Origin of the sequence: Pedobacter psychrotolerans (assembly GCF_004340665.1) — a bacterium.
Taxonomy (GTDB): Bacteria; Bacteroidota; Bacteroidia; order Sphingobacteriales; family Sphingobacteriaceae; genus Pedobacter; species Pedobacter psychrotolerans.
Map to the genome: position 1 here is coordinate 30,909 of NZ_SLWO01000004.1, position 20,252 is coordinate 51,160.

General features: G+C 36.7%; 18 protein-coding genes. 6 read left to right on the forward strand and 12 right to left on the reverse strand.

The window, feature by feature from the left end; genetic code table 11:
- Positions 1 to 24: 24 nt before the first annotated feature.
- Positions 25 to 2,400: a penicillin-binding protein 1C gene (gene pbpC / locus EV200_RS10585; RefSeq protein ID WP_132532316.1), complete on the forward strand. Its 2,376-nt coding sequence runs from the start codon at positions 25 to 27 to the stop codon at positions 2,398 to 2,400.
- A gap of 225 nt (positions 2,401 to 2,625) precedes the next feature.
- Here pbpC and EV200_RS10590 read toward each other — a convergent pair whose 3' ends face one another.
- The 4 genes from EV200_RS10590 to EV200_RS10605 all read right to left on the reverse strand — a co-directional run bounded on the left by EV200_RS10590 (position 2,626) and on the right by EV200_RS10605 (position 6,394).
- On the reverse strand, positions 2,626 to 3,318 hold the full coding sequence (locus tag EV200_RS10590) for a lysoplasmalogenase (protein ID WP_132532319.1): 693 nt from the start codon (positions 3,316 to 3,318) through the stop codon (positions 2,626 to 2,628).
- Positions 3,319 to 3,391: 73 nt separating this feature from the next.
- On the reverse strand, positions 3,392 to 3,589 hold the full coding sequence (locus tag EV200_RS10595; protein WP_132532322.1) for a hypothetical protein: 198 nt from the start codon (positions 3,587 to 3,589) through the stop codon (positions 3,392 to 3,394).
- A 292-nt stretch (positions 3,590 to 3,881) separates the two neighbouring features.
- Entirely contained in the window at positions 3,882 to 5,306 is a 1,425-nt protein-coding gene (locus EV200_RS10600; protein WP_132532325.1) for a glycoside hydrolase family 125 protein, read from the reverse strand.
- Between the two features lie 11 nt (positions 5,307 to 5,317).
- Positions 5,318 to 6,394 (reverse strand): glycoside hydrolase family 76 protein, encoded by a 1,077-nt coding sequence (locus EV200_RS10605; protein ID WP_132532328.1) that lies wholly within the window; start codon positions 6,392 to 6,394, stop codon positions 5,318 to 5,320.
- A 377-nt stretch (positions 6,395 to 6,771) separates the two neighbouring features.
- On the opposite strand from EV200_RS10605, the gene EV200_RS10610 reads away from it, so the two are divergent.
- The gene (locus tag EV200_RS10610) at positions 6,772 to 7,959 is read left to right on the forward strand and encodes a DUF1624 domain-containing protein (RefSeq protein WP_132532331.1); all 1,188 of its coding nucleotides are present in this window, start codon (positions 6,772 to 6,774) and stop codon (positions 7,957 to 7,959) included.
- Between the two features lie 92 nt (positions 7,960 to 8,051).
- Here the strand turns inward: EV200_RS10610 and EV200_RS10615 are convergent, their stop codons facing one another.
- Entirely contained in the window at positions 8,052 to 10,337 is a 2,286-nt protein-coding gene (locus EV200_RS10615) for a GH92 family glycosyl hydrolase (protein ID WP_132532334.1), read from the reverse strand.
- Between the two features lie 244 nt (positions 10,338 to 10,581).
- Here EV200_RS10615 and mnmA point away from each other — a divergent pair, with 244 nt between their 5' ends.
- Both mnmA and EV200_RS10625 read left to right on the forward strand, forming a co-directional pair.
- Complete coding sequence (gene mnmA / locus EV200_RS10620; RefSeq protein WP_132532337.1) at positions 10,582 to 11,673, forward strand: tRNA 2-thiouridine(34) synthase MnmA; 1,092 nt, start codon at positions 10,582 to 10,584, stop codon at positions 11,671 to 11,673.
- Positions 11,674 to 11,816: 143 nt separating this feature from the next.
- A complete protein-coding gene (locus EV200_RS10625; protein WP_132532340.1) occupies positions 11,817 to 13,634 on the forward strand; it encodes a glycoside hydrolase family 15 protein in 1,818 nt (605 codons plus the stop codon).
- A gap of 11 nt (positions 13,635 to 13,645) precedes the next feature.
- Here EV200_RS10625 and EV200_RS10630 read toward each other — a convergent pair whose 3' ends face one another.
- From EV200_RS10630 to EV200_RS10655, 6 genes are all read right to left on the reverse strand, one after another.
- Positions 13,646 to 14,416 (reverse strand): SDR family NAD(P)-dependent oxidoreductase, encoded by a 771-nt coding sequence (locus EV200_RS10630; protein ID WP_132532343.1) that lies wholly within the window; start codon positions 14,414 to 14,416, stop codon positions 13,646 to 13,648.
- Between the two features lie 28 nt (positions 14,417 to 14,444).
- Entirely contained in the window at positions 14,445 to 15,530 is a 1,086-nt protein-coding gene (locus EV200_RS10635) for an AI-2E family transporter (protein WP_132532346.1), read from the reverse strand.
- A 36-nt stretch (positions 15,531 to 15,566) separates the two neighbouring features.
- On the reverse strand, positions 15,567 to 15,782 hold the full coding sequence (locus EV200_RS10640) for a hypothetical protein (RefSeq protein WP_132532349.1): 216 nt from the start codon (positions 15,780 to 15,782) through the stop codon (positions 15,567 to 15,569).
- Between the two features lie 154 nt (positions 15,783 to 15,936).
- Entirely contained in the window at positions 15,937 to 16,587 is a 651-nt protein-coding gene (locus EV200_RS10645; RefSeq protein ID WP_132532352.1) for a response regulator, read from the reverse strand.
- A 56-nt stretch (positions 16,588 to 16,643) separates the two neighbouring features.
- Positions 16,644 to 17,741 carry a PAS domain-containing sensor histidine kinase gene (locus tag EV200_RS10650; RefSeq protein WP_229676743.1) on the reverse strand — a complete coding sequence of 366 codons (1,098 nt, stop codon included), beginning with the start codon at positions 17,739 to 17,741 and terminating at the stop codon, positions 16,644 to 16,646.
- 77 nt (positions 17,742 to 17,818) lie between these two features.
- Entirely contained in the window at positions 17,819 to 18,187 is a 369-nt protein-coding gene (locus EV200_RS10655) for a response regulator transcription factor (RefSeq protein ID WP_132532355.1), read from the reverse strand.
- A gap of 389 nt (positions 18,188 to 18,576) precedes the next feature.
- On the opposite strand from EV200_RS10655, the gene EV200_RS10660 reads away from it, so the two are divergent.
- Both EV200_RS10660 and EV200_RS21765 read left to right on the forward strand, forming a co-directional pair.
- A complete protein-coding gene (locus EV200_RS10660) occupies positions 18,577 to 18,870 on the forward strand; it encodes a hypothetical protein (RefSeq protein ID WP_132532358.1) in 294 nt (97 codons plus the stop codon).
- A 548-nt stretch (positions 18,871 to 19,418) separates the two neighbouring features.
- A complete protein-coding gene (locus EV200_RS21765; protein WP_165877913.1) occupies positions 19,419 to 19,589 on the forward strand; it encodes a hypothetical protein in 171 nt (56 codons plus the stop codon).
- A 25-nt stretch (positions 19,590 to 19,614) separates the two neighbouring features.
- On the opposite strand, the gene EV200_RS10665 is transcribed toward EV200_RS21765, so the two are convergent.
- Complete coding sequence (locus EV200_RS10665; RefSeq protein ID WP_132532361.1) at positions 19,615 to 20,130, reverse strand: DinB family protein; 516 nt, start codon at positions 20,128 to 20,130, stop codon at positions 19,615 to 19,617.
- Between the last annotated feature and the right edge of the window lie 122 nt (positions 20,131 to 20,252).

The following is a 20,252-nucleotide window of genomic DNA, read 5'->3' on the forward strand; positions in this document are numbered from 1 at the left end:
AGGTTTCTAATTTTCTAAAATTAAATGCATAAAACACCAAAAGCATTTCTGATTACAGATATCATTTGTATTACCTTGCTTTTGGTGTTCTTGTTACTTTTGCCTTCAAAACTTTTTAAATCTCCTACATCTTTTGTGGTTGAAGCCAGTAATGGAAATTTATTGAGTGCAGCAATTGCAAGTGATGGGCAATGGCGCTTTCCGGTGGCCGATTCAGTACCAGTGAAATTCAAAGACTGTATTATTGCCTTTGAGGATAAAAGATTCTATAGCCATTTTGGAGTTGATTTCCTGGCCATGAGCAGAGCTATGCGACAAAACCTTCGGGCAAAAAGTGTAGTGAGTGGTGGAAGTACCCTAACCATGCAGGTAATCAGATTATCCAGAAAGGAAGATAGAACCATATGGCAGAAGCTTTATGAAGTGATCCTCGCCTTTAGGCTGGAACTTAAATATTCAAAGCCAGAAATTATTGGTTTATATGCCGCTAATGCACCATTTGGAAGTAATGTAGTCGGATTGGAAGCCGCAAGCTGGCGCTATTATGGCCGTAATGCCAAAACCCTTTCCTGGGGTGAAATGGCCACCTTAGCTGTTTTGCCTAATAGTCCTTCATTGGTTCACCCCGGAAAAAATTCAACCCGGTTAATTAAAAAACGAAATGATTTATTAGATAGACTAGCCAAGCTTAACTATATAGATCAAGGAACGGCAAACCTGTCAAAGCTGGAACCTATTCCTGGAAAACCCATGCCCCTGCCACAAAATGCACCTCATTTGCTCAATCGATTCAAGGCAGAAAGAGCGAGTTTGGAGATTAATTCCACCAGAATTACGACAACACTAAATGAAGACATTCAACTCAAAGTGAATGCCATTCTGAAACGCTATAATAACCGTTACCGTGCAAATGACATCAATAATATTTCTGCATTAATTCTTGATGCTAAAACAGGTAATGTGGTCAGCTATGTGGGTAATATTTATCAACCTGAAAATACAGCATTGCTTAGTCATGTAGATATGATCAAAGCACCAAGAAGTCCGGGAAGCACATTAAAACCCTTGCTTTACGCCAGTATGTTGAATGATGGGTTTATTCTACCACATACACTAATTCCAGATGTGCCTACGCAAATTGCTGGTTATTCACCTCAAAATTATGATTTGGGATACGATGGTGCAATTGCGGCCGATAAGGCTTTAAGTCGTTCGTTAAATATACCAGCCGTGAAAATGCTGCAGCAATATAAGTATGAAAGGTTTTACGATAAGCTAAAAAAGCTCGGGATTGGAACATTAAATCAACCAGCAGATCACTATGGCCTATCTCTTATTTTAGGCGGCAGTGAAGTAACCATGTGGGATCTGGCAAATACTTACATGGGCATGGTGCGAACTTTAAACCATTTTAATGCCTATAAAGGGTTATATGATCCCAATGATTATAAACAGGCAACCTATTATCATCCTAAGCAGGAGAATGAAAAAGATTATCAACGCAACTCTTTTTTAGATCATGGAGCCATTTGGGCAACTTTTAATGCTATGGAAGAAGTAATGCGTCCGGGTGATGAAGGCTTATGGGAACAATTTTCTTCATCACAAAGAGTCGCCTGGAAAACAGGTACAAGCTTCGGCTTTCGCGATGCCTGGGCAGTAGGTTTAACACCAAATTATGTGGTTTGTGTATGGGTAGGCAATGCAGATGGAGAAGGCCGGCCAGGTTTGGTGGGTATAGAAGCCGCTGCACCAGTTTTATTTGATCTTTTTAGGTTGTTGCCAAATGGCAAATGGTTTGAAACACCTAAAACAAAATTAAAAAAAATTAAGGTTTGTAAACAAAGTGGTTATAAAGCCGGAGAATTTTGTCCTGATGTTATAGATGAATGGGTGCCCGTTGCCGGAGAAAAAACCGTTGTTTGCCCCTTTCATAAAATTGTTCATCTAGATAGAACCGGAACATACCGTGTAACCGATCAGTGCGAAAGTGTAACCAATATGCAGCATAAAAGCTGGTTCATTCTGCCACCGGCAATGGAATATTATTATAGAATTAAAAACAGTGATTATAGAAACTTGCCACCCTATCTCCCTGGCTGTGATCTATCTGGAGGAAATAATGTGATGGAGCTGATCTATCCAAAAAATGGAGCTTCCGTTTATATTCCGCTTGAACTAAATGGAACACGTGGAAAAATCGTTTTAAATGCAGCGCATCGAAATCAAAGTTCTAAAATTTACTGGCACATTGACAATGAATATATCGCTACCACTACCAATTATCACCAACTGGCTGTTAGTCCGCCGCCAGGAAAACATACGCTGACGCTTGTAGATGAAAATGGAGAAAGATTAGTACAAGTGTTCACAGTGATGGATAAGGATAAAAAGAAATAGCGAGGATATTCTTTTTGAAGTTTTTACCGCAAAGAAAAAGAAGATTTTCGCAAAGAATAAAAAGTAAGGTGAGTTATTTTTCACCACAGAGGGCACAGAGATTTACACAGAGCAGTTCAAGAATTCGCAAAAGAGAAATAAAATTTGAGCGCAGTATTCTCTGTGCCTGCTACTTTGGTGTGTAATTCAATAAGGTACTCCTTTGTTGGTAAAAAACGCAGGTATCTATATCTCTGTTTGCTTCACCACCAACTCCCGCACCACTGTTCCGTAAACAATCAGATATTGAGCTAACATATAGCTGGCCATAATGAGTAGACCAGCTTGAGGAATAGGTCTGCCGAACTTATTCACCGCCAGCACACTATCCGATAAAAGGAAAAGCAATGCACCCACTAACACAAACTTAAAACTACTCAAGTTTACTTTTCCATAACGATTGAGCGCCATAATCGTCATAAATGTAATGATGATGGCATACATTAAAATCGCAAACTGCCAGGCACCCAGGTAAGGTTGTAAGTAAAAGAATAAACCCATGCAGAAAATGATTAATGCTCCTGCACCCCACAAAAAAAACGGACTTCTAAATTCTGGGTTAGATTTATGATCAAGAGTAAACGCCCTAATATAGAAGATGTGACAAAGTAAAAATGCAATCAGGCCATAATTAAAAAAGCTACCGTTTTCAGATTGCAACATCAAAAAGATATCGCCAGCCAAACTAAAAATTAAACCTGTAAAAATTCTTTTGTGAAAACGACCTTTAAGATGAGTAGCCAAGTACAACCAAACCAATAATGTAATTACGATAAATGGTTTAGAAACTTGACTCAATAAAGTATTTCCTGATGCTTCTGCATACAATTGAACAATAAATACCAGTGTAAAAATGAAGGCAAAAAGTTTTGTTTTCATTAAGATTTATAAATTGAAGAACAAATTTAATGTTATTACTTAAAGCCTGAAAATAGTAAAGAAGATATTCTGGTTAGCACACCTGGCGAAGTTTTTTCGCTTTGATCTCACCACCTTCCTGAAGTCCAAAAATTAACATTAAAAATTCATCAGTTTCCTGAATGGCAATATTAACCACCACCCCTGATAATCCATTATCATCACTTATGGTGTCGCCTACCTTAATTTCTAATAGTGTTGATGTTGGAATGTTATCATTTAAAACAGTCATGATATTGATATATTTAAAAATAAAATTAATTGCTGGATAAGAGCAGGCTTAATAGTTGACGTTTTAGTTGCCCATTGAATTAACCTGTTTACCCCTAAACGGTGGCAAAATTGAACATATTTTTAATAAGGCAAAGCATTAAACCTCAAGAAATTTGGTTTTCTTGACAAGCCTGTGAGATGGCTTCGGTAGAAGATGTGATCAATTTGGTTCTAAATCAAGATAGAAACCCATAAGTATTTTATAAGCCAAAGGCCTTCACAAAAATGAATGGCCTTTAGCAAAATGGGTTTTAAACGGTTAAAAGTGAAGGTTTTTCATGGTAAGTCCTCCATAACAATTCTCCAAAAAGCGTGTTGGACCATGCAAACCAGGCTCTGGTAAATTTAGCGGGATTATCTTTATGAAATGACTCGTGCATAAAACCCTTACCGGCATGTGTTTTTTGTAAGGTGCTGATACAATATTTGATTTCAGCATCATCTTTTGATGTTAATGCCCTCATGGTAATACTCATTGGCCAAATCATATCCTGACCAACGTGTGGTCCTCCTATTCCTTCACCGGCGGTACCTTTAAAAAAGTATGGGTTATCTTTAGACAATACAAATTTTCTGGTGTTTTGGTAAATTGGATCTTCCGCACTCATTGCACCAAGATATGGCAGACTTAATAAACTAGGTACATTTGCATCATCCATTAAATAGTTACTTCCAAAGCCATCAGTTTCAAATGCGTAGATTTTACCATATGTTGGGTGGGTAACAATTGCATGCTTTTTCAAAGCCACATTTACCTCATCAGCCAGATTAAGCAAATTACTTTCTAAAGCTTTATCACTTTGAAGTGCCCTGATCATTTCAGCAGCTTGTTTTAAGCTGGACACAGCAAAGAAGTTGGAAGGTATTAAAAAAGGAAAAATTGTAGCATCATCACTTGGGCGAAAGGCCGAACAAATTAATCCGACAGGGTTTACCGGAAAGCCATATCCAGCCATCGGTAATGAATCTGTAGGCTTGGTGGTTTCACGCTGAAAATGATAAGGGCCGTGATCTGTTTTACGTTGCTGCTCTTTAAAGGTTTTTAGAATCGTTTCTATTCCTTTCTTCCAATCTGAATCAAAAGGAGCTTTATCTTCTGTCTTTTTCCAATAATGATAAGCCAAACGAATGGGATAGCACAATGAATCAATTTCCCATTTACGTTCATGTACACCCGCCTGCATAGCAGTATCATCTGTTTTCCATTCACCTACTTTATTGGCATCACCATAAAAAGCATTGGCATATGGATCTTTTAGCACACACTTCGTTTGATGATTGATTACACCTGCAATTAGTTTTTTCAGGGCTTCATCTTCATTTACGAATTGCAAATATGGCCAAACCTGGGCTGAACTATCCCTTAACCACATGGCATCTATATCTCCGGTAATCACATAGGTATCGGAACGACCATTTTTTTCTGAATAATAAACCGTGGTATCTAATGTATTGGGAAAACAGTTTTCGAAAAGCCAGGCCAATTCCGGATTTTTAACATTAGACTGGAACGTTTTTATTGCGGCATTCACTGCCTTACTTTCAAAATGTCTTTTTCCAGCCGCAGCGCGAACTACCGGAAACTCTGAAGCAAAGTCAGCTGCAAATGAAAACTTGGATGCCACTACTCCTGCCCCAAGCAAGCCTGTATTTTGAATAAATGTTCTTCTTTTCATTAATTATATTTTTATGATTTGGTTAAATTTAAAGTTGCCAGTCTGGCGTATATTTCTAATATTCCGGCCTGTTGCAACAAAGTTTTATCACTTTCCTTTCCTAAAAGATTTCTTTCATCACGTTCGGTATTCCAAATGCGATCTGCATCTTTAATCAAAAATGCCAGGCGTGAAGCGTTTTTTTCAACAGCATATAAAGCCAGGTAACCTCTAAGCAAAACGGCATTAAACCAATAATGGTCTGGCAGTTTTCCATTTTTATAAAATCGTTTTTCAGCAGCCGCAGCAATAAGTTTTGCTTCTTTTAGGTATTTATCATCTTTTGTGATTTTATAAAGCAGCACATTTGATTCCAGCATTGTACCCGTATTGTATGTGTAGGCAGCAGAATCTATTTTTAAGGATGCAACCCTTATTGCATCATAATAAATACCATCAGGCCCCCGCAAGGTTTTATTGGTCCAGTTATAGACCAATAAGGCTGTATCCAGATATTTTTTTTCTTTTGTAGCTTGATATAATTCAAGCGAAACTAAGATATTAGGCCCATTTGAACAAGTGTTTTTGGAGGTTTTCTCATCTTCTTTCCAGTATAATCCGCCACCGGTTTTGTTATCATATCCAGTTAATAACCATGTATAAATTTCTTTTGCCCGATCAAAATAAATCTTATTCTTTGTACGGCTGTAAGCATTGAGGTAAGCAATTGCAATCCATTGATTATCATCGTAAAACTGACTACTTTTTTCAACATAGGATTGATAAGCCGGCGCTGGAGATTCTTTGGTGTAATACTGATCAATCGCTTTCATTACTGGCTGCATACCCTGATCATTTTTTAATACCTCTGTTTCGTTTTTAGCCTGAATTAGTGCACAAAGTGGCCATAAATAAGAATATGGTTTTTCGGTTTTTCCAATATTTTCAAGATATAGTCCCTTATCTTTCAGGTAAAAATAACGATCTATATTACTTTCGATAATTTTAATGCGTTGTAAATATTTAAATTTACTGATTTGTGCAGATGAATTGATCCAGCATGAAATCAATAATAAAAAACCTGTAAATACTCTAGTGATGTGTTGCATTTAAAATTATTAAATGTTAAGCTCCTTTTATACCGATCATGGTTAGCCCTTTAGAAAATTCAAATAATCAACATTTGGTCAGAACTTAACAAATATTAGGATATTTTTTAAAAGATCAAAATTAAAAACGCATATTTTGGCATTCCTAAATCGATTTTACAATTCAATACAGTGATTGATTCGAAATGGTAAAATATATTTATCAAATAAATAAAGATGCATTAATTGATTAAATCAGGACCACACAAATATAAAAAGGGCAACAAAATCACCAGATAAAAGAAACAGGCATTGCTAAAGTCTAAGCTTCATTTAACTGGAATCATTCAGCATGCTTTTTTGTCTGGATTTTATATCTTTAAATAGATTATATAAATATGAATACAGATCACTCCCCGCCTTCAAACCGCATCTTATCTATTGATATCCTGAGAGGAATAGTGATGATTATTATGGCACTAGATCATACACGTGATTTTTTTCACATATCGGCCATGACAGGTAATCCGCTCGACCCTGCCACCACAACTGGAGCGCTGTTTTTTACCAGATGGATTACCCATTTCTGTGCACCCATATTTGTTTTTCTTTCAGGTTTATCAGCTTATTTATCTGCACAAAATAAAACTCCTGCAGCATCAGGTAAATTTCTTATTAAGCGTGGGTTATGGCTTGTCGTAGTTGAAATCGTATTCGTGTCATTAGGGTTAACCTTTAACCCATTTTATAATTTTATTATCTTACAGGTAATTTGGGCCATTGGCTGGAGCATGATTCTCCTAGGGCTGATAAGCAGATTATCATATAAAACTGTATTAATTATTGGGTTACTCCTGGTATTTGGGCATGATATTTTAAACCTGTTGCCAGTACCACAAAACCCTACCTGGGCGATAATATTAAAAGTACTATTTACAGCATTTGGAACAGTGCTGCCCATATCTAATAATCATTTAGTTGGGGTATTCTATGCCATACTACCCTGGACGGGCATCATGTTTATCGGTTATGCCATAGGTAGCTGGTACAAAAAGGGATATGATGTTGCAAAGCGCAAAAGAAATTTAATCCTCGCAGGTTGTTTAACCACCTTACTATTTTTGGTTTTAAGATGGATTAATCTTTATGGCGATCCTGCCCCTAGAAAAGAATATCTTAATGTTTTCCGTAACATGCTTTCTTTTTTAAATGTAAGTAAGTACCCACCTTCCTTACTGTATACCTGCATGACTTTAGGTCCTGCAATGCTATTTTTAGCTTTCTCGGAACGTTTAAAAAATATCGGGAGCCGGATTTTTGCTATTTATGGCTCAGTCCCCTTCTTCTATTACGTATTACACTTTTATCTGTTACATACTTTTTTGGTTATAGCTTTTTTTGCAACAGGCTTTACAGGGAAAGATATTATCCAGATTCCATTTTATTTTAGACCTGTGAATTTAGGCTTTAATTTAATAGTGGTCTATATGATCTGGTTTTCAGTTGTAGCATTACTCTATCTTCCCTGCAAATGGTTTAAAAAATATAAACAAACACACAGGCAATGGTGGCTGAGGTACGTTTGAGTTGATACTACCATTATAATCATCAAATTGAAAAACAAATAAACCGCTGGCATGACCAGCGGCTTCATATGACAACCGAGACAATTGAAATATTATTTTTTTGGTTTAGCACTCATGTAGAAAGTCAGCTTTCCGCCAGCCGTAATATCTGCATGTTTGATGCTGTGGTTCGTAATTTCTTTTCCATTTAACATCACTTTTTGAACATAAACGTTTTTATCGCTTTGGTTTATGGCCTCTACCGTAAACGTTTTATTATTTTCCAATTGCATTACTGCTTTGTTCACCAACGGACTACCTAATGAATACACATCAGAACCCGGAGCTACCGGATAAAAACCCATAGCCGAAAACATATACCAGGCACTCATTTGCCCGCAATCATCATTTCCGCCTAAACCATCGGCAGTGGGTTTGTATTGCATGTTTAAGATGTGACGAATCTGCGCCTGACCTTTATACACCTCATCAGTCCAGTTATATAAATAAGCCACGTGATGGGCTGGCTCATTGCCATGTACGTAGCCCCCAATAATTCCCTCTCGGGTAATATCTTCAGTATGTGCGAAAAACTCATCTGGCAAATGCATACTAAATAATGAATCTAATCGAGCGGCGAATTTCTTTTTGCCACCCATTACCTCAATCAGCGAAGTGGGATCATGAGGAACAAAAAAACTGTAATTCCAGCTATTTCCTTCAATAAAACCCTGTCCTTCCGTATCCTTTGGGTCAAACTTCTTTTTAAAAGTTCCGTCAGCCAATTTAGGTCGCATAAAGCCAGATGCCTGATCATAATTGTTTCTCCAGTTTTCTGAACGCTTAATGAACTCCTTATAAACATCCGTACGATTTAATTTTTTAGCCAGTTGTGCTATTGCCCAATCATCATAAGCATATTCCAATGTGTTGGAAACAGATACGCCACTTTTCTCCGCAGGGATAAAACCCTTATCCATATAATAACCTATTCCTTCATAATCGCGGTGTTTTGCTGTTACTACACAGGCATCAAGTGCTTGATTTGGATCTCCGTTGTAAGTCCCTTTAACAATGGCATCGGCAATTACTGAAACGCTATGGTATCCACTCATACACCAGTTATCATTTGCATAATGCGACCAGATGGGTAACATATGCAAACTGCTTTGATCATAATGTGCCAGCATTGATTTCACCATGTCATTGCTGCGACCTGGTTGCACCAGATTAAAAAATGGATGCAATGCCCTATAAGTATCCCACAATGAGAATGTGGTGTAATTGGTAAAACCTTCCGCTTTATGAACGCCCTGATCCAAACCCTTATACTCGCCATTTACATCAGTATACGTAGTTGGATTAATAAATGCATGGTAAAGTGCTGTGTAAAAGTTAACTTTATTTGAGTTTGAAGTTGTTACCTGGATTTTGTTCAGCTCCTTATTCCAGGTGGCTTGTGCCTGTGCTTTTACCTTATTAAAATCCCATCCTGAAATTTCGGCACGCATGTTCTGTAAAGCATTTTCCTGACTAACCGGCGATAATGCAAACTTAATTTTCACCTGCTCCCCTTCTTTGGTATCAAAGTCAAAATACATTTTGATTTTCTTGCCTGCTATTTCAGGAAAATTCTGTTCCTGGTTAAATTTACCCCAGAAGCCCCGGTAAGCTTGTTTTGCATCGTAGCTTTTCCTTCCGTAACTTTTAAAAGGTTTAGAAAAACTCATGGCAAAATAAACCGTTCTGGTACGTGCCCAGCCGTTCGTTTGGCGATAGCCCGTAATCAATGTATCATTAACCACTCGAACGTAAGTCCAAACTGTTTTATCTTCATAATTGTAGATACCAGCCATTAAATCTAAAATAATATGCGATTGATCAGATTTTGGAAAAGTATATTGGTGCATTCCTACACGAGTAGTCGCCGTTAATTCGGCAGTGATGTTATGGTCATCCAGTTTCACTTTATAATAGCCAGCCTCCGCAGTTTCATTGGCATGAGCATAGGCCGAACGATAACCACTTTTAGGTTGATCTGCCGTACCCGGATTTAATTGCAGTTTACCTTGTGTAGGCATAATTAAAAAGTCGCCCAAATCTGAATGCCCTGTACCACTAAAATGGGTATGACTAAAGCCAACTATCGTTTTATCTTCATATTTATAACCTGCACAATACTTATATACATCGCCGTTATACTTTCCGTTCACTTCATAAGATAAAGTATCTGTTTCCGGACTTAACTGCACTGCTCCGAAAGGAACGGTTGCACCCGGATAGGTATGCCCCATTTTAGAGGTACCAATAATGGGATTGACATATTGTACTAAATTCTGCTGTGCAGATGCAAAAAATGCCGAAAACAGCAAACAAGGCAGGATAATTTTTTTAATCATGAGGTTATTAAAATTGAACATTTGCAATGAAGATTCTAAGGTATAAATTAAAATTGAAATCTGTTTAAACATTAAACTAAAACGTTTAACTTAAATTAATTCGCGAACTGAGAAAATCATCCACTGAATATCTACACGGAGTTTATAATCATCTGATGACTAATGGCTGCTTTTTACAACGAACTGACTTGCTTTAAAAAATTTCAGGTAAATAAACCTTATTTTTGCAACCTATAATTTAGAAATGAGTAAACACGGTAGAATTCTGGTGGCCATGAGTGGCGGTGTAGATAGTTCGGTTGCAGCTGTAATGTTGCATGAGGAGGGTTATGAGGTAATCGGATTAACTATGAAGACCTGGGATTATGCCAGTGCAGGTGGCAGCAGCAAGGAAACTGGCTGTTGTTCATTAGACAGCATTAACGATGCCCGCACACTTGCGGTGAATTATGGTTTCCCCCACTATATTCTGGATATTCGTGATGAATTTGGCGATTATGTAATTGATAATTTTGTAGATGAATACCTTGCGGGAAGAACGCCTAATCCTTGCGTTTTGTGTAATACCCATATTAAATGGGAAGCGTTATTAAAAAGAGCAAATAAACTGGATTGCGAATTTATTGCTACCGGGCATTATGCCAATATTCGTCAGCAAGATAGTGGCCGCTATGTGATCTCAAAAGGTAAAGACGAAAATAAAGATCAGTCTTATGTGCTTTGGGGCGTATCTCAGGAAAACCTTTCCCGTACTAAATTCCCTTTAGGTAGTTTTGCAAAATCAGACATCAGGCAAATGGCTTTGGATATGGGACAGGAAGAGTTGGCCAAAAAATCAGAAAGCTATGAGATCTGTTTCGTACCTGATAATGATTACCGTGCGTTTTTAAAACATAAAGTAGAAGATCTGGAAGATCGCGTTGCTGGAGGTAATTTTATTTTAAGTAACGGAATGGTCGTTGGAAAGCATAAGGGTTATCCATTTTATACCATTGGCCAGCGTAAGGGTTTAGGTGTTGCATTTGGCGAACCGATGTTTGTTACTCAGATTTTACCGGAAAGTAATACGGTGGTTCTAGGTCGGGCTGATGAACTGGAACGTAAAGAAGCCATGGTTCGGAATATTAACCTGATTAAATATGCAGCTATTGAAGAACCTATGAATGATGTGATTACCAAAATCCGCTATAAGGATGCAGGTATGCTGAGCACTATTGTTCAGGAGAAAGACAAAATGCGTGTTGTTTTTGACCATAATGTTTCTGCCATTGCCCCCGGTCAGTCTGCAGTATTTTACGAAGGAAATGATTTATTAGGTGGAGGATTTTTAGTTTAAATTCCCATTTCAGAAATACGAATCCCGGCTAACCAGTCGGGATTTTTTTTTGAATTAATTTGTAATTCTACTTTACAACCAAACAAAAAGTATAGAATTTCCTTTGTTAGGGTAAACTTATTATTCATCATTCCCGTAACCATATGAATCACATCAAAAGACCATTTCAACCGATAGAAAACTATGGCATCATTGGCAATTTAAGAACTGTTGCACTGGTATCTTTAGATGGATCTATTGATTTTATGTGTGCACCAAAGTTTGATTCTCCCTCGGTGTTTGCCACCATGTTGGATAGGCAAAAAGGTGGTTTTTGTGCTTTAGAGCCAGAGTTGGAAGATTTTACAACCAAGCAGCTTTATTTCCCAGGAACAGCGATTTTACTTACACGGTTTTTCGCTGATACCGGAATTGCAGAATTAACGGATTTTATGCCAATATCAACCGAGCATAATTCGTCAACAAGTGCCATTGTGAGACAAATTAAAACCATCAGGGGTAGCATTAAATTTAAATTTAGTTGTGTACCCCGGTTTGGTTATTCAGAAAGCAACTACGAAGTTACAAATCAAAAAGACCATGTTATTTTTGATTGCCCGAAGGAAGACTTGAAAATTAAAGTCTCTGCAGACGTGCCATTAACCATAAGAAAGCAAAATGGATATGCAGAATTTATGCTGGAGGAATCTGAAACGGCTACCATTGTATTGGAGTTTTTAAAACCAAATGAAGAAGGTGAACAACTCTCCTATTATATTGATAAAGCCTACCACGAAACTAAAGATTTTTGGGTTAAATGGATTAATAAAACCAGTTATAAGGGTCATTATAGTGAATTGATCAGACGTTCGGCCATCACACTTAAGTTGCTTACTTCAGCAGAATGTGGTTCTGTTGTGGCAGCACCAACCTTTGGATTGCCCGAAACACTTGGTGGTAATAGAAACTGGGATTACCGCTTCACGTGGATTAGAGATGCGGCCTTTACAATGTATGCTTTTTTATCTTTAGGCTATTATGATGAGGCGACAGCATTTATCGACTGGATTTTCAATCTTTGTCAAAAAATAGACCTGCAACTCATTTATCAAATAGATGGTAACCCACATATTGAAGAGCAAGAACTCAAACATTTTGAAGGCTATCGAAAATCAAAACCTGTTAGGATTGGAAATGCTGCAGCGAATCAAGTTCAAATTGATATCTATGGAGAATTGATTGATACCATATACATTTACAACAAATCATACAAACCCATTACTTATCAATTCTGGACAATTATAGAAAAACAAATTGCTCAGGTAATTAAAAACTGGAAAAATCCCGATCATGGTATTTGGGAAATCAGAAATGCAGAAAAGGAATTTTTACATACCCGATTGATGTGCTGGGTGGCGATGGACAGGGCAATCAAAATCGCGGATGATCGTTCATTCCCATATCCGGAGCAAGAGTGGCACGAAATCAGAAGTGAAATATATAAAGATATCTACCATAATTTCTGGAATGAAAAACTGGGTGCCTGGGTACAATACAAAGGCGCTGAACAAGTTGATGCCAGTGCGCTTTTAATGCCTTTAACCCATTTTATTTCTCCGCTAGAACCTAGGTGGCTATCCACCATGAAAGTCATTGAAAAGGAACTGCTATTGGATGTACTCGTTTACAGATACAAAAACGGCGATGATAGTTTTGATGGCCTTGACGGAGAAGAAGGTACATTCAATATGTGTTCTTTCTGGTTTATTGAATCTCTTGCAAAAAGTGGGGAGTTGGATAAGGCTGTGGAATATTTTGAGAAGATGATCAGCTATTCTAATCATCTTCTTTTGTTTAGTGAAGAATTGGGTAGAAAGGGAGAACATTTAGGCAATTTTCCTCAGGCTTTCACACATTTAGCGTTAATTAGTGCAGCTGTCGAATTAAACAAACAGCTCAACAGGCAGGTTGTTAAAGGCTAATTATAAATGCTTTATTGTTCTTCGTAATGGTAAGTTAAGCCACCATCAACATAATAAGTTGAACCGGTTACATAAGCAGCTTCATCTGATGCCAGAAATGCGACAACTGCTGCAACATCATCTACGGTACCCATTCTTTTTAGTGGGATGTTGCTGATTACTTTTTCTAACTGCTTTTTGTCATTCAACAAATCCTGATTAATTGGGGTAGATATTGCGCCCGGTGCCACATTATTTACCCTGATATTGAAAGGTGCTAATTCTGTAGCCAGATTGCGACTTAGCATTTTTAAACCACCTTTACTCGCACAATAAGCAGCAAAATGCGGGAAAACAATTTCTTCATGTACAGAACTCATATTAATGATGGTACCAGGTCTTTTTGCCTTCCTGCAATAGTTTACAAAAGTCTGAATCCCAAAGAAAACACCTTTTAGGTTGGTATCCATCACCAAGTCATAATCTTCCTCCGTTACCTCCCAAAAATCTGCCTTGGTTTCTAAACCAGCATTATTGACCAAAATATCCAAAGATCCAAACACTTCAATAGCATCTTTAACAAGCTTGATCACATCCTTAGTCTTGCTCACATCAGCAGCTAAAAATTCTGCCCTTCCTCCCATCGCTTTAATCTCAGCAATTAATTCTTCCCCACGTTCGTCAAATTTTCTGCCATTTAAAATGATATCTGCTCCTTCTTTCGCTAACCGTAAGGCACAAGCCTCACCTATACCCTGACTACTTCCTGTGATCAATGCAATTTTATTTTTAAAACGCTTCATGCTAACTATATTTTATGATATAAATAAACTACTTGTGATAAACAATCTCGTCAATTCTATGGTCCATTTCCAAATCTTCCGGCAAATTTTTCAGATAAAATTCTTCATAATATGCTTTTATAATGGCTGCCATTGGCGTAGCTAAAAGTGCTCCGGTTAGGCCAAAGGCGGCACCCATGGCCAATAACATCACTAATGATGATACCGGATGAATGTTCATGGTAGAAGAGCGAAGCTTTGGCATCAGAAAATCAGAAACCAGCTCATTCAACAAAAGGAAAAATAATAGACACCAGAACGCTGTTAACGGACTTATAGAAAGCGCAACCAACGTGGGTGGAATGGCCATTATGTAAAAACCAAGCTTTGGAATCAACTCTGAAAAGAAGGCCAAAGCTGCCCAAACCAAAGCTCCAGGTACACTTATAATACTTAAAAAAGCATAAACCAAAACAGATTGGATGGCACCACCTATTAAATTAGATTTCATCCAACCCACTAACATGGTTGTAGTATGTTGCAAAGCATTTTTCGCGCTTTCTCTTTTTCGAGGTTGAAAAAGAGATAAATATAATTCAACAATTGGTTTAGGATGGCTGACATAAAAAACAACCAGACAAATAAATACGATAAATAAAAATATCCCTCCAATTATACCGAAGGAAAAGTTGCCAAGCCCGATGATTGTTTTTCCAACCGATGGAATAGCAGAGCCAACGGATACGCCACTATCCTGAATTTCACGATTAAACTCTGGGTAATTTTTAAGTGTTGATGCAATGTGTTTAGATGCGGAGGTATAATAACCAGGTAAGTTACTGATTAATACATCCAGCTGATTGGTAATGTGTGGTACAATTAACCACCCCAATCCGATACTTACTCCAAAAATAATAACAAAAATAATAGAGCTCGCCAGCCAGCGTTTCATTCCCATTCGTTCGAATTTACTCACGGGCGCACTGATGATAATTCCCAATACCAATGCGAAAATAACCAGCAAAACAATGGAAATAATTTTAAACGTAAAGAACAGCAGTAAGGTTAATCCTGTGATGTAAAGAATAGTTGATTTAATAGTTTCAAAAAGGTTATTGTTTTTTGATAAGCTCATTTGGCTATTGGTTTTGATTTAATGCTACGGTGAATATTACACCAATACTATTTTTTCAACAGCTTCAATACCCTCACAACGAATAAAGAGAACCCTGGGTTGATTTAGGTTTTTAAACCGGTTTTTAAGTTTGGCAATAAAGCTTTTTGCATTGGTTTCCCGAACTAAAGTAATCGCAAGCGCATTAGCATTACCCCTCACCTCAATAATTTCAGTTGGATAAACCGCTCTCAGCTCCTGTGTAAATTCCATACTGAAGAAACCAACTTTTTAAATTAATGTTTGATTTAAGCGGTTAATTTATCTTTCAACAAAAAAAATCCTGAAGTGGTTCAGGATTTTTCTTTTTGTCAAGGTGATTAGATCAGCAACATCTACATTGCAAGCAAAACTGATTTCTAATACTTTAACTTACATAACCATTTAATACCGCATAGCGGATTAATGCAGCAGAATTTTTAGCACCTGTTCTATCAATCAATGCCTGCCGGATACCTTCAACCGTCCTCCTACTTAAAAAAACCTGTTCTGCAATTTCCTGATTCGTCATACCATTAGCGATTAATGCTAAAACCAATTGCTCACGTTCAGAAAGTGCCAACCTTGGCATTCCCTTTTCGGGCATATTGGTAAGCTGGTGGTTGAAACGTTCTAGCACACCAATGCTTAATTCAGATGATAAATATCTTTTTCCATTAACCACTTGCCGTAAAGCAAAAAGTAACTCGGTTTCATCAACATCTTTAGATAAGTAAGCTCTTGCGCCTGCTACAAATGATTTTGCCGCATATTTCTCATCTTCGAGAATAGATAGCATGACAACATGAATCTGTGGATTTATTAAGTGAATTTCAGAAATCATTTGAATCCCATCCATGTCGGGCATAGACACATCAGTTAGCACGATATCTGCTTTTGTTCCATTTTTTAAAAGTTCTAAAACTGCATTTGCGCCACCCACCGCTTCTACTACCTCTAAATCAACATGTTGCTTTAACAATGCCTGTAAAGATTTCCTTACGATTTGATGGTCTTCTACTAAGATAATTTTAATCATATAATTTATTTGAATGACCTGGTATTTTTCCAGATCTCCTAACCTTTAGCTAAATGCTATTTCGGAAGCATAATATAAAATTCTGTTCCTTTGTTTATTTCTGTGTCGAACCAAATTTTACCGCCATGCAAATCAACAATAGCCTTAATAATTCCCATACCAAGGCCATGTGACTCTTCACCTTTTAGTCCACGTTTAAGTCCTTGCTCGGCTCTGTCAAAAAGTGACGATCTTATTTCCTCTGGAATTCCACATCCATTGTCAGCAACAGAAATCAGTACTGTTTCATCCATCTCCTGTGCAGTAAGCGTAATCTCACCCTGATCACCCGTAAACTTAATGGCATTAGAAATCAAATTATTTAATACCTGAAGAAACTTCATACTATCCATGCGAATGTAAATGCGGTCAGATTTACAATTAAAAGAAAAGTTTTTATTTTCCTTTAAACGTGATCTTCTGTAAAAACGAATCAGATCACGAAATTCCCATACCAAGTCTGTACGTTCTTTTTTAATTTCTACTTCTGCTGATTTTAGGAATTCTTTATTGATCAGGCTTCTAACCATCTTCATATTCCTTTCGCACATTTCAATAATGAAAGATAATCCTTCCGATAAATATTCATCATTTTTTCCTTCTATCCCATTTGCCATTGATGAGGCAGCGAGCTTCATCATACCAAAAGGCTCTTTCAAATCATGAGAAAGTACTTCAAGTGCTATATTTTTTCTATTATTAATTTGTTCAATGTGGATTCTATTATGCGTTTCAACTGTAACATCTTCCACAATTCCGCATAAGGCTTCATTTCCACTTCCAGTTACCGGACTTATGCTCACCCTCAAGCATTTTTCTTTTTCATCATCCAGCAGCAATCGAAATTCATACTTTTTAAATTTTTTATCATCAGAAATTTCCTGAAAGCAATAACCTACCAGTTCCTGGTCATCCGGATGTACCAGATCGAATAAAATGGTAGGCGATTTCCTGATGTCATCCGGTTTTAAACCCCATATGCCTGTTAACGCAGCATTGAAGTATAAAAATTTACAATCAATAACATCATAAACAAAATATCCATCAGAGGATTGTTCTCCCAGTTGATAAAAAAGATCTTGTTGCATTACATTATTATTTTGTTGATCAATCATAAAGCTATTTTTTTAATAGAACAGGCATAACCCAAACAATGGGTTTCACAAAATGTTTACGTGGCCGGTAAGATGTTTTAGCTTTTTTGAATTAATTTTTCAACCACGCTTTCCAGATAGGAAATATCGAATGGTTTTTGAATCAACAGCTCATGTCCGCAATCAAGTGTTTCTTCTTTAATAATGGCTGCAGATAGCAGGATAATAGGAATGTGAGCTGTAGACGGCATTTGCTTTAAGTTTCGACAAATCGCTCTCCCATCGTTAACACCAAGCATGATATCGAGCATAATCAGATCCGGCTTAAACCTGATCATTAAATTTTCAATATCTGTAATATCCGCTATAGTCTTAATTTGATAAAACTGTTGATCAAAGATAAATGGAATCATTTCTCTGATACTTTCATCATCATCAATAAGCAGTAGTTTCTTTGTTGAGCGCATAATTTAAAAGCTCAAATTTATAGATAAATCAGTATTGGTAAATAAGTATATCTACTTGAATTTACTGCAACAGGTATAGAATTTATGAAGAATAATAAATGATAATACAGATATAATCAGCCTAGTGAAAGCTTCATTAAGATAAAATTTTCAAGTAACTTTTTTAAAATGAAGCAGGTATCTGGTAATCTGATCTAAAATACTATTTAAATAGCGGCATTAAGATGCATTACAAACTACTGACTTACAGACCATAGCTTGCTGGGTTTTAAAATTTAGATAAATGTTAAAAAATAAAAGCCTATTTCTAAAATAAGCAAGCTACATTTGCGGGAATGTTGTCACAATACCAAATTTTATATTTTTTTGAAGGGGAAGGATTAATCATCATGGAACTGAAGCGAAATGACATGCATCAAGGTGCAGATTTAGCTGAAATTTTCCATTGGCTCTATCTTGAAAAACAATCCCAGTCATTAATTAAGTTATGGTTTAGGTCGATGGATTCATCTGCTGATATTGAAGAACGCTTTTTTGAACAAGGTTACCTAAAATTTAACGCCAGAGAAGCTACATTTATTGAAAAATATAATTCAGCACAACACAAACTCATTAATGACCCGGTTGATTCTGTAAGGGAAGACATCCATGAGATCATTAGAAACTACTTAAAACAGCCTTAGGCTTATCCAGCTTTACTTGCTTTTTTTGTTTACAAACATTGACTGTTATTTGTTTAACCTAATTGAACACATAATAACCCTAAAACCTTTGGTTGTAAACAAATAATTAAATTATCGTTAATTTAAAAAATATTTCTTTGCGATTATGTGTTTAAATCTTTTTAAATATTACAATGGACCAAGGTAGAGATCACAAAAGAATTGAAGATTCCAATAAAATAGTTGCAATTACCATTTTAACCGGAATTTTGGTGCTACTATTCATGGCGATGATCAGATAAAAAAGAAATTGACCGATTATAAGGTTCCCTATCTTATTTTCAGCAATACACATCCCAAGATTACGATAAAAAGCTTCGCATTGCGGAGCTTTTTTATTAGAATAAAATTTAAACTATATAATATCATCTGACCAACCTCATTAAGATCCGTTTTAGTCATACTGAAGACAGATTCTAAATGATAAATTTATTTTTCTTATACTTTTTTGAATTTTAAAGATAATTTCCTTATATTCACAGTATTAGTCACCAATTAATCAGGATGTTATGAAAAATATAGCCATTTTCATTATAGCTTGTCTGATCTCAACAGGCTCAGCCTTTTTTTCTAAAACAATAGCCGCTCCGGAATTAGGTATTTCGACGATACTATTGGTATGGGGTATGGCAACCTGGTATTTCCTGAATCGCCAAAGCCGAACCATTGAGAATGAATAATCAGTCTTTTTAAAAGACTAATTATTTAAATTCCATTATTTTTTACAACAGCTACCGTAACCATCAATTGTCCTAAATGGCGCATGGTATGTTCTGCAGCATGAAACAGTAAGCCAATAACGGTAGAAGGCAAGCCTGCTCTTCCAATCCACCTGTAATCTGTCAAATTCGCTTCATTGGTTTCTTTTAACTGTTTTAGCGCCTGATCCACCTGAAGATTAAACCGCTCAACCAAATCACTAACTAAACATTTCTCTTCAATGTCTTTTCCCTCTTGAGATAATTGTTGAAACTGCAATTCAGAAAGACCTTCAGCACGTGCGTATGTAAATACACGATCGAGTACGCCGCTTAAGTGTTGCAAATGAAATCCTGCGGACGCCATCCCGGCAGGGCGGATCCAAAGCAGATCATCAGAAAACTGATCCAAATATTCGTTAACTTCCTCTTTCGCCTGCAGCAATGCATGAGCCACTGGCTGAAGCAATGGAGCGACATCAGGTACCGGACCTCTTTGCCAAACTTCAGTTTTTTGTGTCATATTAATTGGTTCTGATTCAAAATTAAAATAAAAACTGTTACCTCAATTGAATACTTATGATAGTTTGAAACTTTATTCGTTTCCTTCCGTTTTAATAAACATAAGTTCAATGATATTTAAGT